Raw genomic sequence first — 18,706 nt, forward strand, 5'->3', positions numbered from 1 at the left:
TTGCCACGGACCGTCACCAGGTTTTGGTCACCCGTTCGTCTTGTCCCGGCTGCGCTTCCTGGACCCGCCTGTTTGAGTGGCTAGGGGAACGGGGCACGCGCTCAAGGGAGACACGCGGTGGCGGGTCAGGGAGGGTTCCCGTCGAACGGGGAGGAGCCCGGGTCCGGTTCGTGGTGGCGGGTGGGGGACCGGTGGGTGGACCTGGTCGTCGCCGCCGCGATCGTCGCCCTGCTCTACGGCCTGCTGCGCCTCGCGCCCGGTCTCAACGCGCCGTTCCTGCCGAGCACCGCTCCCACGCAGGTGTCGACCGATCCCGCGAACCTCCCCTACTACGCGGTGCGTTCGCTGCTGCGGATGTTCATCGCGCTGATCCTCTCGGTGCTCTTCACCTTCGTCTACGCCACCGCCGCAGCGCGGATGCGCCGGGTCGAGAAGGTGCTGCTGCCGATCCTGGACATCCTCCAGTCCGTGCCCGTCCTGGGCTTCCTCTCGGTCACCGTGACCGCGTTCATCAACCTCTTCCCGGGCTCCGAGCTCGGCCTCGAATGCGCGTCGATCTTCGCGATCTTCACCGCGATGGCCTGGAACATGACCTTCGCCTTCTACTACGCCCTCGTCTCCCAGCCCCGCGAGCTGGACGAGGCCGCGCGCGTGATGCGGCTGACCAAGTGGCAGCGGTTCTGGCGGCTGGACGTGCCGTCGGGGATGATCCCGCTGATCTGGAACGGGATGATGAGCTTCGGCGGCGCCTGGTTCTTCCTGGCCGCCTCCGAGTCGATCAGCGTGCTCAACCACCACTACGCACTGCCGGGGATCGGCTCCTACGCCGCCGCCGCGATCGCCAACGGGAACCTGAGCCAGGTCTGCATCGCCATCGCCGTGATGGTCGTGATGGTGATCGGCGTCAACGCCTTCTTCTGGCGGCCGATGACCGCCTGGTCGGAGCGGTTCCGGGTGGAGGAGTCGGGCGCGGCGGAGCGGCCCCGGAGCCTGATGCTGGACCTGCTGCGTCGCAGCAGCGTGCCGGAGCTGGTCGGGAGGCCGCTCAAGCCGGTCGGGCGGGCGCTCGACCGGGCCGCCCGGCCCTTCGGCCTGGCCGAGCACCCGCTGGCGCGGCCCGTCGCCCGGGAGCGGACCGGTGACGTCTTCTTCGCGGGGGCGGTCACCGCGCTGGTCGCCTGGGGCGCGTGGCAGGCGCTCAGCTACGTGAACTCGACGGTCGGGCTCGCGGAGTTCTGGCACGCGTTCTGGCTGGGCGCGGCGACCTTCGGGCGCGTCGTGGTGCTGCTGGTGTTCGCCACGCTGATCTGGGTGCCGATCGGCGTGTGGATCGGGATGAACCCCAAGGTCATCCGGTTCGCGCAGCCGGTCGTGCAGGTGCTGGCCAGCTTTCCGGCGAACTTCCTCTTCCCGTTCGCGACCGCCGCGTTCGTCGCCCTCGGGATCTCCCTCAACATCGGGTCGATCCTGCTGATGGCGCTGGGCGCGCAGTGGTACATCCTCTTCAACGTGATCGCCGGGGCGTCCGCGATCCCGTCCGACCTGCGCGAGGCGATGACCGGCTTCGGGGTCCACGGCTGGCTGCGCTGGAGCAGGTTCATCCTGCCGGCGATCTTCCCCTACTACGTGACCGGCGGGATCACCGCGGCGGGCGGGGCGTGGAACGCGTCGATCGTCGCGGAGGTCGTCGACTACGGCAACCACCACCTGGAGGCCACCGGCCTCGGCGCGTACATCGCGCAGGCGACGGGCGACGGGGACTTCCCCAAGATCCTGGTGGGTATCTGCGTGATGAGCATCTACGTCGTCGGCGTCAACCGGCTGTTCTGGCGGCGGATGTACCGCCTGGCCGAGACCCGCTACGCGCTGTGAGAGCCGGGAAACGTGAGACCTGGGAAACCGTGAGAGCCGGGAAAGGAGACAGGCGATGACCCCCACCGGCACGCGCCCCGTCATCGTCGAGGCGGAGGACGTCACCAAGACCTTCACCACGCCCGACGGCCGTGCCCTGCCGGTGCTGGAGGGCGTCGGGCTGACCCTGGTCGAGGGCGAGATCGTGGCGCTGCTCGGGAAGTCCGGCTCGGGCAAGTCGACGCTGCTGCGCTGCCTGGCGGGGCTGATCGCGCCGTCGCAGGGGACCGTCCGCTACCGGGGCGAGCTGCTCAACGGCGCCAATCCCGGTGTGGCCATGGTGTTCCAGTCCTTCGCGCTGCTGCCCTGGCTGACGGTGCAGCAGAACGTCGAGCTCAGCCTGCAGGCGCGCGGCGTCCCGGAGGAGGAGCGCGCCGACCGGGCGCTCAAGGCGATCGACCTGATCGGCCTGGACGGCTTCGAGGGGGCGTACCCGAAGGAGCTCAGTGGCGGCATGCGCCAGCGCGTCGGCTTTGCCCGCGCGCTGGTGGTCGAGCCGGACGCGCTCTTCATGGACGAGCCGTTCTCCGCGCTGGACGTGCTGACGGCGGAGAACCTGCGCGGCGAGCTGGTCGGGCTGTGGGTCGGGCGTGAGGCGCCGGTCAAGGCGATCCTCATCGTCACCCACAACATCGAGGAGGCGGTGCTGCTGGCCGACCGCATCCTGGTGCTCTCCTCCAACCCCGGCCGGATCAAGGCCGAGCTGCACGTCGACCTGGCGCGTCCGCGCGACCGGCAGACCGCCGGGTTCGAGGAGCTGGTCGACACCGTCTACGGCATCCTCACCGGCCGGGACGAACCCCCGGCCACGCCGTCGACGTCGGAGCGCCCGGCCCCCACGCCGACGCCGGTCACCGCCCCGCTGCCGGACGTGAGCGTCGGAGGGATGGCCGGTCTGCTCGAGATCCTGATCGCGCGCGGCGGCGAGGACGGTCTGGCCGAGATCGCCGACGAGCTGACCTTCGAGGTCGACGACCTGCTCCCGCTGGTCGACGCGGCGACGATGCTGGGCCTGGCCCGCACCATCGGCCCGCGGATCGCGGTCACCGACGCGGGCCGTGAGTTCACCGCGGCGGACATCCTCACCAGCAAGCAGCTCTTCGCCCGCTACGCGGAGGAGAACGCACCGCTGGTCCGCACCATCGTCACCGCGCTGGGCCGCACCGACGACCACACCCTGCGCGAGGGCTTCTTCCTCGACCTGCTCCGCCGCGGCTTCTCCGCGGAGGACGCGCGCAGCCAGCTGGAGACGGCGATCGACTGGGGCCGCTACGGCGAGCTCTACGAGTACGACCGCGACGACGGCCGCTTCACGCTGGAAACGGCCGACGGGCGGAACTGACCCGGGGCGGTCTCAGAGCGCCAGGGCGACGCCGCGACCGCGGTCGTGGCGGTACATCCCGAGGCGGGTGAGGACGCCCGCGCGGGCCGGGGCGGTGAAGACCTCGTCGTGCGCGCCGGTGGCGATCGCGGCCACGGCGTCGGCCAGGCTCTCGGCGCGGACGGTGACCGGGGTGACGCTGACCGGCAGCTGCTCGTCGGCGACGGACTCGCCGGTCAGGGTCTGCGCCACGACGTCGTCCAGCTTGGCGCAGGCGCGCTGCTCCCACTCGCGGGCCAGCTCGGGGCAGGGGCGCGTGCGGTAGAGGTGCTCGCCGCCCGCCGGGGACCAGGCGAGGACCGGGACCAGGACCGCCTGCTGCCGACGGGCCTCCGCGGCGGCGCGGCGCAGCTGCGCGCGTCCCTTGGCGGAGTCGCGGACACCGACGATGACGCGGGCGGTCACTGCTGCGGCGGCGGTCTCGGACATGGCGTATCGGTTCTTTCCGTGAATCACAGGCCCTGGCGGCCTGTCTGCCTTCAGATTACCTGATCAATATCGCCCACTGGTTCGTTTTTAACGGGATCCATGCGCTGTTCACCTAAGGATCGACGGACGTAACAGTCGAGTGGGTCGAAGGTCACGAAGCGGACGCCTGGGCGTAAAGAAGCCGTATGGGAAGCGCTGACGGCCGCAAGGGAGGCATTAAGGCTCGCTGACACCGCACATACGTGCGCTTACCTGGGTCGGGTCGCCGGGTCATCCGACCGGCGGAACAGATCTCGCGTCAGAAGGTGCATCCACATGTCCGACGTGCTCTTCGTAGGGCTGACGGTCGCGGTGTTCGTGATCCTCGCCCTGATCGTCAAGGGGGTCGAGCGGCTGTGAACGCCGACAACATCATCGGGCTGGTCGTGTCGATCGCCCTTGTCGCCTACCTTGTCGCGGCCCTGATCCGTCCGGAGAAGTTCTAACCGATGAACCCGACCCTCGCCGGCTTCCTGCAAGCCCTCGCGCTCGTCGCCGCGCTCGCCCTCTCCTACCGGCCGCTCGGCGACTACCTGGCCTACGTGCTCACCACCCGCAAGCATCTGCGGATCGAGCGCGGCATCTACAAGCTGATCGGCGTCGACGGCGACGCGGAGCAGACCTGGGCGTCCTACCTGCGCTCGGTGCTCGCGTTCTCCGCCGTCTCCGTCCTCTTCCTCTACGCGTTCCAGCGGCTGCAGGAGCACCTGTGGCTGTCGCTCGGCTTCCCCGCGGTCTCGCCGGCGATGGCCTGGAACACCGCGATCTCCTTCGTCACCAACACCAACTGGCAGTCGTACTCGGGTGAGTCGACCATGGGCCACCTGGTGCAGATGGGCGGCCTCGCGGTCCAGAACTTCCTCTCCGCCGCAGTCGGCATCGCCGTCGTGGCCGCGCTGATCCGGGGCTTCACTCGCCAGAAGACCGACCTGCTGGGCAACTTCTGGGTCGACCTGACCCGCATCGTGCTCCGCGTGCTGCTCCCCATCTCCATCGTCTTCGCGATCGTGCTGGTCGCGAGCGGCGTGGTGGAGAACCTGCACGCCGCGCAGATCGTGCACACGCTGAACGGCACCGCGCAGTCGATCCCCGGTGGTCCGGTGGCCTCGCAGGAGGTCATCAAGGAGCTGGGCACCAACGGTGGCGGCTTCTACAACGCCAACTCGGCGCACCCGTTCGAGAACCCGAACCCCTTCACCAACCTGTTGGAGATCTACCTCCTGCTGGTGATCTCGTTCGCGCTGTGCCGCACCTTCGGCACGATGGTCAAGTCGCAGAAGCAGGGCTACGCGATCGTCTCGGTGATGGGCCTGTACTGGGCCGCGTCCGCCGCGCTGATCACGTTCTTCGAGAACCAGCACTCGGGCATCGCCGCGCACATCGCCGGTGCGGCGATGGAGGGCAAGGAAGTTCGCTTCGGTATCCCGGGCAGCTCCCTGTTCGCTGCTTCGACCACGCTCACCTCGACCGGTGCGGTCAACGCCGCGCACGACTCGCTGACTCCGCTCGGCGGCGGCGTGACGATCCTGAACATGATGTTCGGTGAGATCGCGCCCGGCGGTACGGGTTCGGGCCTCTACGGCATCCTGATGCTCGCGATCGTCACCGTCTTCGTGGCCGGTCTGATGGTCGGCCGCACGCCGGAGTACCTGGGCAAGAAGCTCGGCGCCCGCGAGATGAAGTTCGCCTCGCTCTACATCCTGGCGACCCCGGCCATCGTCCTGGTCGGCACCGGCCTTGCGATGTCGCTGAAGGCCGGTCACAGCGGCGGCATGAACAACACCGGGCCGCACGGCTTCTCCGAGGTCCTCTACGCGTTCACCTCGGCCGCCAACAACAACGGCTCGGCCTTTGCCGGACTGACCGTCACCAGCACGCACTGGCAGGAGGCGCTGGGCCTCGCCATGGTCTTCGGCCGGTTCCTGCCGATGGTGTTCGTCCTGGCGCTCGCCGGTTCGCTGGCCAAGCAGCAGCACGTGCCGGAGTCGACCGGCACCCTCAAGACCCACAGCCCGCTCTTCGTCGGCATGTTGTCCGGCGTGATCCTCATCGTCGTCGGGCTCACCTACTTCCCGGCCCTGGCGCTCGGGCCGCTCGCGGAAGGCCTCCACTGATGTCCACTCCCACTACCCAGGAAGAGATCCAGCCCGTGGCTGCGGCCGACGAGACCGCCGCACCGGCCGCGGAGACCGAACGCCGCATAGGCGGAGGCCTGCTCGACCCCAAGCAGCTGCTCAAGTCCTTCCCGGACGCCTGTAAGAAGCTCGACCCCCGGGTGATGTTCAAGAACCCGGTCATGTTCGTGGTCGAGGTCGGCTCGCTGCTCACCACGCTGTCCGCGATCGAGAAGCCCAGCGTCTTCGCGTGGGTGATCACCGTCTGGCTGTGGCTGACCGTCGTCTTCGCCAACCTGGCCGAGGCCGTGGCCGAGGGCCGCGGCAAGGCGCAGGCCGACACCCTGCGCAAGACCAAGACCGACACGGTCGCCCGCCGCGTCGTCGGCGACTGGACGCCGGGCATGCCCGCCTCCGAGGTGCGCGAGGAGGAGGTCGCGGCCACCGAACTGCGCCTCGGCGACCACGTGTTGGTCGAGGCCGGTCAGGTCATCCCCGGTGACGGCGACGTCGTCGAGGGCGTTGCGAGCGTGGACGAGTCGGCGATCACCGGTGAGTCCGCGCCCGTGATCCGTGAGTCGGGTGGTGACCGCAGCGCGGTGACCGGTGGCACGAAGGTGCTGTCGGACCGGGTCGTCGTGAAGATCACGTCCGAGCCGGGCAAGACCTTCATCGACCGCATGATCGCGCTGGTCGAGGGTGCCGCTCGGCAGAAGACGCCGAACGAGATCGCGCTCAACATCCTGCTGGCGTCCCTCACCATCGTCTTCCTGCTGGCAGTTGTCACGCTGCAGCCGATGGCGAAGTACGCCGGTGCGCCGCAGACGATCGTCGTTCTGGTGTCCCTGCTGGTGGCACTGATCCCGACCACGATCGGCGCGCTGCTCTCCGCGATCGGCATCGCCGGCATGGACCGGCTGGTGCAGCGCAACGTGCTCGCGATGTCGGGCCGCGCGGTCGAGGCCGCCGGTGACGTCTCCACGCTGCTGCTCGACAAGACCGGCACCATCACCTTCGGCAACCGCCAGGCCGCCGAGTTCGTGACCGTCGGCGACGTGGACCAGCAGGCGCTGGCCAACGCCGCGCAGCTCTCGTCCCTGGCGGACGAGACCCCCGAGGGCCGTTCCATCGTGGTGCTGGCCAAGGAGAAGTACGGTCTGCGCGAGCGTGCGCAGGGCGAGTTGTCTGTGCTTGCGGGGGCCGAGTGGATCGAGTTCACCGCCCAGACCCGCATGTCCGGCGTCGACGTCGACGGCGAGTCGGTCCGCAAGGGCGCGGCGGCTTCCGTCGCCTCCTGGGTGGTCGAGAACGGCGGCCGGACCAGCAACGAGCTGGACGTCGCGGTCGAGCGCATCTCCAACCTCGGTGGCACGCCGCTGGTGGTGGCGGAGAAGCAGGGCTCGGAGCCCGCTCGGGTCTTGGGTGTCATCTACCTGAAGGACGTCGTCAAGCCCGGTATCAAGGAGCGCTTCGCGGAGATGCGCGCCATGGGCATCAAGACGGTCATGATCACGGGTGACAACCCGCTGACGGCCGCCGCGATCGCCGAGGAGGCGGGCGTGGACGACTTCCTCGCGGAGGCGACTCCCGAGGACAAGATGGCCCTGATCAAGAAGGAGCAGGAGGGCGGCCGCCTGGTCGCCATGACCGGTGACGGCACCAACGACGCCCCGGCCCTGGCCCAGGCTGATGTCGGCGTGGCCATGAACACCGGTACCTCGGCCGCCAAGGAGGCCGGGAACATGGTGGATCTCGACTCCAACCCGACCAAGCTGATCGAGATCGTCGAGATCGGCAAGCAGCTCCTGATCACTCGCGGTGCGCTGACCACCTTCTCCATCGCCAACGACGTCGCGAAGTACTTCGCGATCATCCCGGCCATGTTCGCGGTGGTCTACCCGGGGCTGAACAAGCTCAACATCATGCACCTGCACAGCCCGATGTCGGCGATCACCTCGGCGATCATCTTCAACGCGCTGATCATCATCGGCCTGATCCCGCTGGCGCTGCGCGGCGTGACGTACAAGCCGTCCTCGTCCCAGTCGCTGCTCCGCCGCAACCTGGGCATCTACGGCGTCGGCGGACTGATCCTGCCGTTCGTCGGCATCAAGGCGATCGACCTGGTCGTCCAGTTCATCCCCGGCCTGCACTGACCAGAAGTGGCGTGAATCATCATGGCTAAGCCCCTCCCCACCTCGGTGCGGAACCACCTCACCGGCCTGCGGATCCTGCTCCTGTTCACCGTGCTCTGCGGCCTGCTCTACCCCCTGGTGATCACCGGGATCTCGCAGACCGCGTTCAGCAGCCAGGCCAACGGCTCGATGGTCAAGAACACCAAGGGCCAGGTCGTCGGCTCCTCGCTGATCGGCCAGGACTTCGGCAACAACCCGAAGTACCTCCAGTCCCGGCCCTCCGCCGCAGGCAAGGGCTACGACCCGACCGCTTCCGGCGCCACCAACAAGGGCACCAACGACGCCGGTCTGGCCGCGACCTACACCGCGCTCAAGGCCCAGATCGCGAAGTTCGACGGCGTTCCGGAGAGCGCGGTCCCGGCGGACGCGGTCACCTCGTCCGGCTCCGGTCTGGACCCGGACATCAGCCCGGCCTACGCGGCCATCCAGGTCAACCGTGTCGCCAAGGCGCGCGGAGTCTCGGCCTCCCAGGTCGAGGCGCTCGTCAAGAAGTACACCCAGGACCGTACGCTGGGCTTCCTGGGTGAGCCCCGCGTCGACGTCCTCCAGCTCAACCTGGCCCTGAACCAGCTCGGTTGATCCATCGATCCGCTGACCGACCGCGCTGCGGTCGGTCAGCGGCAGTCGTCGAGCGGGCGGCGAAGGAGGCACGGCGACAATGGCGGCAACCACCGGCACCGGTAGGGGAAGGCTGAAGGTCTTCCTCGGGTCGGCGCCAGGCGTGGGCAAGACCTACAAGATGCTGGACGAGGCCCATCGCCGTTTCCAGCGTGGCCAGGACGTGGTCGTGGCGTTCGTCGAGTGCCACAAACGGCCGCACACCGAGACCCTGCTGGAGGGTCTCGACGTCATGCCGCGGCTCGAACGCGAGTACCGCGGCGGCCGGTTCACCGAGCTCGACACCGACGCCGTGATCGCCCGCCGCCCGCAGGTGGCGCTGGTGGACGAGCTCGCCCACTCCAACATCCCCGGCGGTAGGCACGCCAAGCGCTGGCAGGACGTCCAGGAGCTGCTGGACGCCGGTATCGACGTGCTGACCACGGTCAACGTGCAGCATCTCGAATCGCTGAACGACGTGGTGCAGAAGATCACGGGCGTGCCGCAGCGCGAGACCGTCCCGGACGAGGTGGTGCGCCGGGCGGACCAGATCGAGCTGGTCGACATGGCCCCCGAGGGCCTGCGCCGCCGGATGGCTCACGGCAACGTCTACACCGCAGAGAAGGTCGACGCCGCCCTCTCCAACTACTTCCGCGTCGGCAACCTCACCGCCCTGCGCGAACTGGCCCTGCTCTGGCTGGCCGGACGCGTCGACGAGGGCATGCAGCGCTACCGCGCCGAGCACGAGATCAGCAAGGTCTGGGAGACCCGCGAACGCGTCGTCGTCGCCCTGACCGGCGGATCCGAGGGCGAGACCCTGATCCGCCGCGCCGCCCGCATCGCCGACCGCGCGGGCAGCGGCGCCCTGCTCGCCGTCCACGTCGCCCGCAGCGACGGCCTCGCCGACGCCAACCCCGCCGCCCTCGCCACCCAACGCCACCTGGTCGAATCCCTCGGCGGCAGCTTCCACTCCGTCGTCGGCGACAACATCCCCCAGGCACTCCTGGACTTCGCCCGCGCCTCCAACGCCACCCAACTCGTCCTCGGCACCAGCCGCCGCGGCACCCTGCGCCGGGCGCTCACCGCCGGACGCGGCATCGGCGAGACCACCGTCGAACTCTCCGGCGACATCGACGTCCACATGGTCACCCACGAGGAGGCCGGGCGCGGACGCCACATGCCCGCCGCACCCGGACGCCGCGTGGCGCGGTCGACCGCCCGCCGCTGGGCGGGGATCGCCTGCGGGCTGGTGCTGCCGCCGCTGCTCACCCTGATCCTGTGTCAGACCCGGCACGCCATCAACCTGACCAGCGACACCCTGCTCTTCCTGGCCGTGGTGGTCGGCATCTCCTGCCTCGGCGGGATCGTCTCCGCGCTGGTCGCCTCGGTGGTGGCGTCGCTGCTGCTCAACTACTACTTCATCCCGCCGGTCCACTCGCTGACCATCGCCGAGCCCAACAACGTGCTGGCGCTGGCCGTCTTCGCGCTGGTCGGCATCGTGGTGGCCGGGATCGTCGACACCGCGACCAAACTCTCCGGCCGCGCCGCCCGCGCCACGGCCGAGGCCGAGACGCTCTCCGGCCTCGCCGGAAGCGTGCTCCGCGGCGACCAGGCGGTGCCCGCGCTGCTGGACCGGCTGCGCGAGACCTTCGCCATGGACAGCGTCGAGCTGGTCGAACGCGTCGTCGAGCCGGACGAGTTGGCGGCCGTGCCGGGCACGGAGGCGGTCCCGGTCGGCACCGGCGCCTCGCTGGTGCTGCGCGGCCGTCCGCTGCCCGCCTCCGACCGCCGCGTCCTCGCCGCCTTCGCCGCGCACGTCGCCGTCGCCCTGGAACGGACCCGGCTGGCGGAGGCCGCGGCCGAGGTCGAACCCGTCAAGGCCGCCGACCGGCTCCGCACGGCGCTGCTCGCCGCCGTCAGCCACGACCTGCGCACGCCGCTGGCCGTCGCGTTGGCCTCGGTGTCGGGGGGGGGGGGCGCCGCCGTCGAGGTCACGCCCGAGGACCCGCGGGAGCGGCGCGCCACCGCCGAGGTCTCGCTGGAGAAGCTGACCCGGTTGGTGGAGAACCTGCTCGACATGAGCCGCCTCCAAGCCGGCGCGCTCTCGCTGCAACTGCATCCGACGCCGCTGGAGGACGTGGTGTCGCTGGCCCTGGACTCGCTCACCTCCATGACCAGCTCCATGGCCGACGTCGCGGTCGACACCCAGGGCCTGACCGAGACCCCGGCCGTCGTCGTCGACGGCCCGCTGCTGGAACGCGTGGTGGCCAACCTGGTCGGCAACGCGCTGCGTCACGCCGACGGCAAGCCGGTGCTGCTGAGCGCGAGCAGCCTGGGCGACCGGGTCGAACTGCGCGTCGTGGACCGCGGCGTGGGCCTGCCCGAGGAGGACCGGGACCGGATCTTCCAGCCGTTCCAGCGCCTCGGCGACAACGACAACGAGACCGGCGTCGGCCTGGGCCTGGCGCTGGCCCGCGGCCTCACCGAGGCCATGGGCGGCACGCTGACCCCTGAGGACACCCCCGGCGGCGGCCTGACCATGGTCCTCTCCATCCCGGCGGACACCACCGAGCACGACCACGACGAGCACGACCACGAGCTCGACGGCCACGAACTCGACCACCACGACCAGCACCACCACGACGATCCCGAACCGGACGCCGAAGCACACCACGTCACCGAACAGGGGGAACTGTCGGCATGACCCGAGTCCTCGTCGTCGACGACGAGCCCCAGATGCTGAAGGCCCTGCAGATCAATCTCCAGGCCCGCCGCTACACGGTCGCCACCGCGACCGACGGGCGCCGCGCGCTGACGGAGGCGACCCGCAACCCGCCGGACGCGATCATCCTCGACCTCGGCCTGCCGGAGATCGACGGCATCCAGGTCATCCACGCGCTGCGCGCCTGGAGCGCGGTCCCGGTGATCGTGCTCTCCGGCCGCGCGGACTCCACCGAGAAGGTCAGCGCGCTGGACGCGGGCGCGGACGACTACGTCACCAAGCCCTTCGCCATGAACGAGCTGCTGGCCCGGCTGCGCGCCGCGCTGCGCCGCCCGACCAGCGAGGACATGGTCACCGCACCGATCCGGCTGGGCGACTACGTGATCGACCTGGACAGCTGCGTGGTCCGCCCGGCGAGCGGCGACGGCTCGCCGGTCCGGCTGACGCCGACCGAGTGGCGGATCCTGTCCGTCCTGGTGCAGAACCCGGGACGGCTGGTCACCGGCCGGACCATCCTCCAGCGCGTCTGGGGGCCTGGCCGGGACGACAAGACCAACTACCTGCGCGTCTACTTCGCAGGCCTGCGACGCAAGTTGGAGCCGGACCCGGCCCACCCCCGGTACCTGCTCACCGAGCCGGGGATGGGCTACCGCTTCGAGCCGTGAGAGCTTCTTACTCCGCCGGCTTCTCGTAGACGGAGATGTGGTTGCGGCTGGCGGCGGTGAACGGCGTGCGCTGCCACGACTCGTAGCGGTCGCGCAGCCGCAGTCCGGCCAGACGGGCCATCAGGTCCAGCTCGCTGGGCCAGCAGTACCGCATGCGCAGCGGACGGAGCTTGGTGCGGCCGTCCGCGTCGACGGCGATCCGCTGGTAGGTGACGGTCTGCTCGACCGGGTCGTGCAGTTGGAACTCGAGGTAGACCGAGTCCTCGGTGATCGCCTGGGTCTGGGTGCGCTGGCCGCGGTCGAACTCGCTGACGTCCTGGACGTAGCACTCGATGACGAACAGGCCGCCCGGCTCCAGCAGCCCGGCCACGTCGCGGAAGCAGTCGAGCTGCCGCTCCTGGCTGGGCAGGTTGAAGAGGGTGTTGTAGACGAGGTAGGCCAGCGGGAAGGGGCCCTTCACCACGTCGGCGGCGTCGGCCATGTCGCCGACGGCGGCCGGGATCGCGGCGCCGCCGGGCTTGGCGTGCAGACGCTCCACCATCGCGGCGGAGCCTTCGACGCCCTCCACGGCCAGGCCGCGCGCGGCCAGCGGAATCGCCACGCGGCCGGTCCCGACGGCCAGTTCGAGGACGCGGGAGTCGGCCGGGACGAGGTCGGCGAGGAAGTCGACGGCGGGGGTGGGGTCGAGGGGGTGTCGTGCGTCGTACTCGTGGGCGTAGTGGTCACCGAAGAAGGACGGGTCTGCGAATCCACTCATGGCGGACCATCAGATACCTTGGCCGCCGCCCTGACAAAGGAATTTCGCGGGTGCCGGATTTTCCCTGGTCCGGACTCAGTGGTGACTCGCGTGCCGCCGGGTCAGTTCCAGGCGGACGGGTCCTGGCGGCTCGGCATCTCCGGCTCGAACCATTCCAGCGAGGCGCGCCGGAACCGCGACCGTGCCGTCCACAGCCCTACCGCCCCGCGGACCAGCGCGGGCAGAGCGGCCATCGCGACGAGCGCGGCCAGCCGCCAGGCGTCCGTCCAGCCCGCCCAGCCGAGCGTCCCGTCGTGGTGCTCCACGAAGCCGTCGAAGAAGAGCCAGAAGACGGGGACCACCACCAGCGCGGCCCGGAGCCCGGTGCCGCGTCGGGTCACCCCTGCGGCGGCCAGTCCGACCATGACCAGCCCGACCACCGCGTGCTTCGGCGAGGTCACCGCTCCGGCGAACAGCGCCACCACGGCCGCGACGCCGAAGGCGAGCACGAAAAGGAGCGGCGTCGGCAGCGGGGTGGAGAGGGCGGCCGAGACGTCGGGCGGGGAATCCTGGAACACCTGCCCATCAGAACCGGGCCGGACGGTCGTGCCGGTCAGTCTTGACGCGTTCCATACGCGCGGGCGGCGCATCCATACGGGTTCTTGTCGCCACCTGATGCCGCTGCCAGGCGGGCAACGCGGTGAGCAGCGCGGGCGGCGGCACGGCCAGCACCCGGCAGCCAGCCCGCTTGACGCAGTAGCGGGACACCGTGCCGTGCAGCCACCGCGCCGGCCAGCCGCGCTCGCCCGCGCCCAGCACCAGCAGGTCGTCCGGCCGGTCGGCCAGCTCCACCAGGGCCCGACCGGGCTCACCGCGCACCACCAGCCGGGTCAGGCCGCCGGTCAGCGGCGGCATCGCCGCGAGCCCGCCGAAGGCGTCGTCGAAGGTGTCCTCCAACCGGCCCACGGCGTCGCGCTCCCAGAGCTTCAGCAGGTCGGGCACGGGCATCCGGCGGTAGCCGAGCTCGCCGCCCGGCGGCGTCCAGGCCAGCACCACCAGGAGCTCGCGCCCGGTCCGGCGCGCCTCCTCGGTGCCGACCCGCAGTGCTTCGAGGCTGCTGATCGTTCCGCTGACGCCGACGACGACCCGTCCGCCGCGCGGGGCGTCGTCCCGCTCGTCCACCGTGTCCATGGCCCTGCACTGCCTTCTCTGAGGGAAGTCTCTCTTCTGCTTCGCCTCGATTGGACACCCGCTCGGAGCACGGGACGGTGGGCCCTGACTGCCTCCATACGCCAGGGCCGCCGGTATTGACGCACCCTTACCGGCCGGGTGATCGGCCTCACTCGGTGCTGCTTCAACGCGCCTCGCTGAGCCGCAGGCGCAGTCGGCAGACCGTCGCGTCAGTGCGGCGTCGCACCGCGCGGGAGATCAGCGCGCCGCGCTGGTTGTGCAGCGGCCAGGTCCACCAGTGCTCCGGCTCGACCTCAGGGACCAGCACGGTGACGCGGTCGTAGGCGTGCTCGGCGCGGAGCGTCCGCAGGTAGCCGACCAGCGGCCGGGCCAACTCGCGGCGCGCGGCCGGGATCTCGACCAGCGGGACGCCCGGCTGCCACTGCTCCCAGTCACGGCGCAGGTTCTCGGCCGCGGCCCGCTCCTCCGCGTCGGCCTCGGCGGGGACGACGGTGACCGCGACCACCTCGTCGCCGAGCGAGATCGCCGCCGACAGCGCCTCCCTGGTCAGCCGCGACAGCGTGCCGACGGGCACGACGACTAGCGAGTGCCGGGGCTCCGGCGCGGCCGGGACCACGCCGAGCTCCAGCTTGTCGCCGATGTTCCGGTAGCCGCGCCGCACCGCGGTGAAGAGCAGGACCAGCAGCGGCAGCAGCACCACGACGACCCAGGCGCCCTCGGTGAACTTGGTCAGCGTCTCGACGACGGTCGCGCAGGCGGTCAGCACCGCGCCGAACCCGTTGATCAGCGCCTTGCCCTTCCACCCCGGGCAGCGCACCAGCCACCAGTGCCGCACCATGCCCACCTGGCAGATGGTGAAGCCGACGAAGACCCCGATGGCGAAGAGCGGCACCAGGCTGTCCACGTCCCCGCCGGAGGCGACGAGCAGCACCGCCGACGCGCCCGCCAGCGCCAGCACGCCGTGCCGGTACACCTGGTGGTCGGCGCGGAGCGCGAAGACGTGCGGCAGGTGGTGGTCCCGGGCCAGCAGCCGCAGCAGCACCGGCAGTCCGCCGAAGGAGGTGTTGGCGGCCAGCGCGAGCAGCACCATGGTGGCGAACTGGACCAGGTAGAAGAGGAACCCGTGCCCGAACGACGCGTCGGTCAGCTGCGCCAGCACGGTCACGCCCTCGACCGGCTGCAGGTGGAACCGCCCGATCAGCACCGCCAGCCCGATCAGCATGATCCCGAGCAGCGCGCCCAGCGCGATCTCGGTGTGCTGGGCCCGCTTGACGCGCGGCGTCCGGAACGACGGCACGGCGTTGGCGATCGCCTCCACGCCGGTCAGCGCGGAACAGCCCGACGCGAACGCCTTGAGCAGGAGCAGCACCCCGACCGAGCTCGCGTTCGCGGCCACGTCGGACGCGTGCCCGGTGGCGAGCAGCGCGACCGGGTGGCTGCGCAGCAGACCGACGACGACCACGCCGAGGATCGACGCGATGAAGACGATGGTGGGGATCATGAACGCGCGCGCCGACTCGGCGATCCCGCGCAGGTTGACCCCGGTCACCAGCGCCAGCACGGCGAGGCAGATCCACACCCGGTCCCCGTAGAGCCCGGGGAACGCGGAGGTCAGCGCGGCGACTCCGGCGGTCACCGAGACGGCGACGTTCAGCACGTAGTCGATGACCAGCGAGGCGGCCGCGACCAGCGCGGTCCGGTGCCCGAGGTGCGCCTTGGCCACGGCGTAGGAACCGCCGCCGTCCGGGAACGCGGCGATGACCTGCCGGTAGGAGAAGGTCAGGAACCCCAGCAGCGCGGCGATCGCGAGAGTGACGGGAAGCGTGTACCCGAGCCCGTGCGCACCGGCCGCGGCCAGCACCAGCACGATGGCCTCCGGCCCGTACGCGACGGAGGCCATCGCGTCCAGCGAGAGGGCGGCGAGGCCGCCCATGGCCGAGAGCCGGTGCTTCTCGCTCTCCTCCGACTCCTCCTCCGACTCCTTCGGGAGGACGTCACCGGCCTCGGGTATCGGATGCGACGCGGACTCGTCGGTGGCTGCGGGTGCCGACATTTCCCCTCCCGGGGCGTGGTGCGGTTCGTCTGAGTGCGTCCCCATGCTGGCCGCGGCAGGCACGGAAACCGCGCCATCCTGACGCGCTCGTAACGCGCTTTGACGCGGTCCATACGCGGTCGATACGGCAGACGAGGGGTTGCACCGTCGCACGCCCGCAGAGTGGGCCGTCCGCGCGGCGAGATCAGTAGAAATATCCGTTTCAACCTAGTCTCGACCTGTGGTGAACATCCCTCAGATGCTGAAGCGCTTGGTCATCGGCCGGGCCATGCGCAGCGAAGAGCTCGGCGAGACGCTCCTTCCGAAGCGTGTCGCACTGCCGATCTTCGCCTCCGACCCGCTCTCCTCCGTGGCCTACGCCACGCAGGAGATCCTGTTGGTGCTCACCATCGGCGGGACCGCCTTCCTCTACCTCACGCCCTGGATCGGCCTCGCCGTCGTCGTGCTGATGGCCGTCGTGGTGACGTCGTACCGGCAGGTCGTCTACGCCTACCCCAGCGGCGGCGGGTCCTTCGAGGTCGTCACCACCAACCTCGGCCCCAACGCCGGTCTCGTCGTCGCGGCCTCACTGCTCGTCGACTACGTGATGACCGTCGCCGTCTCCGTCGCGTCCGGCGTGGACAACATCATCTCCGCGTTCAACGGCCTGGCCGGCTACCGCGTCCTGATGGCGGTCCTCTTCGTCGCGCTGCTGGCCGCGATCAACCTGCGCGGGGTGCGCGAGTCGGGGAAGGCCTTCGCCGCGCCGACGTACCTCTTCATCGCGGGCATCGTGCTGATGGTGGTCACCGGGTTCGTCAAGATGGCGTTCGGGCACGGGCCGGTCGCCGAGAGCGCCAAGTACCCGATCACGCCGGAGGACCACCAGAACACGCTGGCCGGCTTCGCCCTGGTGATGCTCGCGCTGCGCGCCTTCGCCTCCGGCTGCACCGCGTTGACCGGAGTCGAGGCGATCTCCAACGGCGTGCCCGCCTTCCGCAAGCCCAAGAGCAGGAACGCCGCCCAGACCATGGTGGCGATGGGTACCACGGCCGTGGTGATGTTCTCCGGCATCACCATCCTGGCGATGACGTCGAAGATCCACCTCACCAACGACGGCTGCCAGCTCGTCGGCTTCGCCAACTGCAGCACCGCGCCGCAGGAGACCGTCATCGCGCAGCTCGCGGCGGCGATCTTCGGCGGCGAGCACAGCGTGCTCTTCTACTACATCCAGGCCGTCACCGCGCTGGTCCTGGTGCTGGCGGCGAACACCGCCTTCAACGGCTTCCCGCTGCTCGCCTCGATCCTGGCCCAGCACCGTTATGTGCCACGCCAGTTCCACACCCGGGGCGACCGGCTCGCCTTCTCCAACGGCATTCTGGCGCTGGCCCTGGTCAACATCGCGCTGCTGGTGGCGTACAAGGCCAACGTCACCAACCTGATCCACCTCTACATCCTGGGCGTCTTCACCTCCTTCACGCTCTCCCAGATCGGCATGGTCCGGCACTGGAACGAGCTGTTGCGCAATCCCGGGGCCGAGGCGAAGGCCAGGGCGGCGGCCAGACGTTCGCGGGTGATCAACGCCTTCGGCGCGGTGACCACCGGGCTGGTGCTGGTGATCGTGATGATCACCAAGTTCACCCAGGGCGCCTGGCTGGCCGTGGTCGCGGCGGTCTTCCTCTTCGTCAACATGAAGGCGATCCGCCGCCACTACGACGACGTCGCCGAGGAACTGGAGGTGACCGACCCGGTCGAGGAGCTGTCCCGTCCGGCCAAGGTGCACGGCGTGGTGCTGGTTTCCAAGCTCCACAAGGCCACCCTGCGCGCCATCGGCTACGCGGAGGCGCTGCGCCCGGACACGCTTGAGGCGGTCACCGTCTCCGTCGAGCGCGGCGAGGCGGGCGAGTTGGAGCGGGACTGGCGCGAGTACGACCTCGACATCCCGCTCAAGGTGCTGGACTCGCCGTACCGGGAGATCACCCGGCCGGTCATCGCCTACGTGCGCGGGCTGCGGAAGTCCGCGCCGAGGGACGCGGTCGCGGTCTTCATCCCGGAGTACGTGGTCGGGCACTGGTGGGAGCAGCCACTGCACAACCAGTCGGCGCTCTGGCTCAAGAGCCGCCTGCTGTTCATGCCGGGCGTGATGGTGATCAGCGTCCCGTGGCAGCTGGACTCGTCCCGGGCGGCGATGCGCCCGTCGCGCCGCGCCCCGGGCGCGGTCCGACGCGGGTTGCCGCCGGTCACTCCTCGGCAGTTGCGGAAGTGACCCGCAGGTGCGCGACGTGGTAGACGGCCTGGTCCAGCAGCGCGGAGACGTGCTCGTCGTAGAGCGCGTACTCGACGGAGCGGCCCTGCCGGGCCCTGGCCACCAGCCCGAGGTTGCGCAGCAGCCGTAGCTGGTGGGAGCAGGACGACTGTTCCATGCCGATGTCGGCGGCCAGCTCCTTCGGCGTGCAGGGCCCCTGCCGCAGCCGGGAGAGGATCAGCAGCCGGGACGGCGTGGCCAGCGCCTGCAGCGTCGCGGCGACCCGCTCGGCCGCGGCGGCGTCCAACGCGGTGGCGGCAGGCGGCGCGTCGGCGGCGTGCGCCGCGTGGGGCGGCTGGGCCGCCTGGGGCGCGGCGTCAGCCGGAGACGCGGCGTCGACTGCTCTGGGGACCATGGTTTTCATCGTACTCAGCCCGCGCACGCCGGGGCAC

15 protein-coding genes are annotated in these 18,706 nt (G+C 70.3%); 9 read left to right on the forward strand and 6 right to left on the reverse strand.

Translation table 11 applies throughout. The features are described from left to right. The first annotated feature begins 117 nt into the window (after positions 1–117). Together I2501_RS09665 and I2501_RS09670 are read left to right on the forward strand one after the other, a co-directional pair. Positions 118–1,872 (forward strand): ABC transporter permease, encoded by a 1,755-nt coding sequence (locus I2501_RS09665; protein ID WP_196193447.1) that lies wholly within the window; start codon positions 118–120, stop codon positions 1,870–1,872. 55 nt (positions 1,873–1,927) lie between these two features. Continuing rightward, positions 1,928–3,253 carry an ABC transporter ATP-binding protein gene (locus I2501_RS09670; RefSeq protein WP_196193448.1) on the forward strand — a complete coding sequence of 442 codons (1,326 nt, stop codon included), beginning with the start codon at positions 1,928–1,930 and terminating at the stop codon, positions 3,251–3,253. Between the two features lie 12 nt (positions 3,254–3,265). On the opposite strand, the gene I2501_RS09675 is transcribed toward I2501_RS09670, so the two are convergent. Next, positions 3,266–3,721, reverse strand: a complete 456-nt coding sequence (locus I2501_RS09675) for a hypothetical protein (RefSeq protein ID WP_196193449.1) — start codon at positions 3,719–3,721, stop codon at positions 3,266–3,268. Between the two features lie 395 nt (positions 3,722–4,116). On the opposite strand from I2501_RS09675, the gene kdpF reads away from it, so the two are divergent. The 6 genes from kdpF to I2501_RS09705 all read left to right on the forward strand — a co-directional run bounded on the left by kdpF (position 4,117) and on the right by I2501_RS09705 (position 12,050). Continuing rightward, entirely contained in the window at positions 4,117–4,206 is a 90-nt protein-coding gene (kdpF, locus tag I2501_RS09680) for a K(+)-transporting ATPase subunit F (protein ID WP_196193450.1), read from the forward strand. A gap of 3 nt (positions 4,207–4,209) precedes the next feature. Continuing rightward, positions 4,210–5,874, forward strand: a complete 1,665-nt coding sequence (kdpA, locus tag I2501_RS09685) for a potassium-transporting ATPase subunit KdpA (RefSeq protein WP_196193451.1) — start codon at positions 4,210–4,212, stop codon at positions 5,872–5,874. After that, the gene (kdpB, locus tag I2501_RS09690) at positions 5,874–8,027 is read left to right on the forward strand and encodes a potassium-transporting ATPase subunit KdpB (protein ID WP_196193452.1); all 2,154 of its coding nucleotides are present in this window, start codon (positions 5,874–5,876) and stop codon (positions 8,025–8,027) included. Before kdpA ends, kdpB begins: the two co-directional genes overlap by 1 nt. A gap of 21 nt (positions 8,028–8,048) precedes the next feature. Next, positions 8,049–8,645 (forward strand): potassium-transporting ATPase subunit KdpC, encoded by a 597-nt coding sequence (kdpC, locus tag I2501_RS09695; RefSeq protein ID WP_196193453.1) that lies wholly within the window; start codon positions 8,049–8,051, stop codon positions 8,643–8,645. 79 nt (positions 8,646–8,724) lie between these two features. Further along, the gene (locus tag I2501_RS09700) at positions 8,725–11,367 is read left to right on the forward strand and encodes an ATP-binding protein (protein ID WP_196193454.1); all 2,643 of its coding nucleotides are present in this window, start codon (positions 8,725–8,727) and stop codon (positions 11,365–11,367) included. Further along, on the forward strand, positions 11,364–12,050 hold the full coding sequence (locus I2501_RS09705; RefSeq protein WP_196193455.1) for a response regulator: 687 nt from the start codon (positions 11,364–11,366) through the stop codon (positions 12,048–12,050). The genes I2501_RS09700 and I2501_RS09705 overlap by 4 nt, the downstream gene beginning before the upstream one ends. A 7-nt stretch (positions 12,051–12,057) precedes the next feature. Here the strand turns inward: I2501_RS09705 and I2501_RS09710 are convergent, their stop codons facing one another. From I2501_RS09710 to I2501_RS09725, 4 genes are all read right to left on the reverse strand, one after another. Continuing rightward, positions 12,058–12,807, reverse strand: a complete 750-nt coding sequence (locus tag I2501_RS09710; RefSeq protein WP_196193456.1) for a class I SAM-dependent methyltransferase — start codon at positions 12,805–12,807, stop codon at positions 12,058–12,060. 101 nt (positions 12,808–12,908) lie between these two features. Next, positions 12,909–13,364, reverse strand: a complete 456-nt coding sequence (locus tag I2501_RS09715; protein ID WP_196193457.1) for a hypothetical protein — start codon at positions 13,362–13,364, stop codon at positions 12,909–12,911. 7 nt (positions 13,365–13,371) lie between these two features. Further along, positions 13,372–13,977, reverse strand: coding sequence for a universal stress protein (locus I2501_RS09720; protein ID WP_196193458.1), 606 nt, complete (start codon positions 13,975–13,977; stop codon positions 13,372–13,374). A gap of 163 nt (positions 13,978–14,140) precedes the next feature. Further along, a complete protein-coding gene (locus tag I2501_RS09725) occupies positions 14,141–16,030 on the reverse strand; it encodes an APC family permease (RefSeq protein WP_196193459.1) in 1,890 nt (629 codons plus the stop codon). 238 nt (positions 16,031–16,268) lie between these two features. Between I2501_RS09725 and I2501_RS09730 the strand changes: the two genes are divergently transcribed. Next, complete coding sequence (locus I2501_RS09730; RefSeq protein WP_196193460.1) at positions 16,269–18,275, forward strand: APC family permease; 2,007 nt, start codon at positions 16,269–16,271, stop codon at positions 18,273–18,275. Here I2501_RS09730 and I2501_RS09735 read toward each other — a convergent pair. Next, entirely contained in the window at positions 18,250–18,669 is a 420-nt protein-coding gene (locus tag I2501_RS09735; RefSeq protein ID WP_196193461.1) for an ArsR/SmtB family transcription factor, read from the reverse strand. The two genes, I2501_RS09730 and I2501_RS09735, sit on opposite strands and share 26 nt — an antisense overlap. Positions 18,670–18,706: the final 37 nt, after the last annotated feature.

It is taken from the genome of Streptacidiphilus fuscans, assembly GCF_015690355.1.
GTDB classification, from domain to species: domain Bacteria; phylum Actinomycetota; class Actinomycetes; order Streptomycetales; family Streptomycetaceae; genus Streptacidiphilus; species Streptacidiphilus fuscans.

What these genes read in the sequence shown, in the direction of transcription:
- I2501_RS09670 (WP_196193448.1), top strand. Translation starts at nt 1,928, where the DNA reads ATGACCCCCACCGGCACGCGCCCCGTCATCGTCGAGGCGGAGGACGTC.
- I2501_RS09675 (WP_196193449.1), bottom strand. Translation starts at nt 3,721, where the DNA reads ATGTCCGAGACCGCCGCCGCAGCAGTGACCGCCCGCGTCATCGTCGGT.
- kdpA (WP_196193451.1), top strand. Translation starts at nt 4,210, where the DNA reads ATGAACCCGACCCTCGCCGGCTTCCTGCAAGCCCTCGCGCTCGTCGCC.
- kdpB (WP_196193452.1), top strand. Translation starts at nt 5,874, where the DNA reads ATGTCCACTCCCACTACCCAGGAAGAGATCCAGCCCGTGGCTGCGGCC.
- kdpC (WP_196193453.1), top strand. Translation starts at nt 8,049, where the DNA reads ATGGCTAAGCCCCTCCCCACCTCGGTGCGGAACCACCTCACCGGCCTG.
- I2501_RS09700 (WP_196193454.1), top strand. Translation starts at nt 8,725, where the DNA reads ATGGCGGCAACCACCGGCACCGGTAGGGGAAGGCTGAAGGTCTTCCTC.
- I2501_RS09705 (WP_196193455.1), top strand. Translation starts at nt 11,364, where the DNA reads ATGACCCGAGTCCTCGTCGTCGACGACGAGCCCCAGATGCTGAAGGCC.
- I2501_RS09710 (WP_196193456.1), bottom strand. Translation starts at nt 12,807, where the DNA reads ATGAGTGGATTCGCAGACCCGTCCTTCTTCGGTGACCACTACGCCCAC.
- I2501_RS09720 (WP_196193458.1), bottom strand. Translation starts at nt 13,977, where the DNA reads ATGGACACGGTGGACGAGCGGGACGACGCCCCGCGCGGCGGACGGGTC.
- I2501_RS09725 (WP_196193459.1), bottom strand. Translation starts at nt 16,030, where the DNA reads ATGTCGGCACCCGCAGCCACCGACGAGTCCGCGTCGCATCCGATACCC.
- I2501_RS09730 (WP_196193460.1), top strand. Translation starts at nt 16,269, where the DNA reads ATGCTGAAGCGCTTGGTCATCGGCCGGGCCATGCGCAGCGAAGAGCTC.
- I2501_RS09735 (WP_196193461.1), bottom strand. Translation starts at nt 18,669, where the DNA reads ATGGTCCCCAGAGCAGTCGACGCCGCGTCTCCGGCTGACGCCGCGCCC.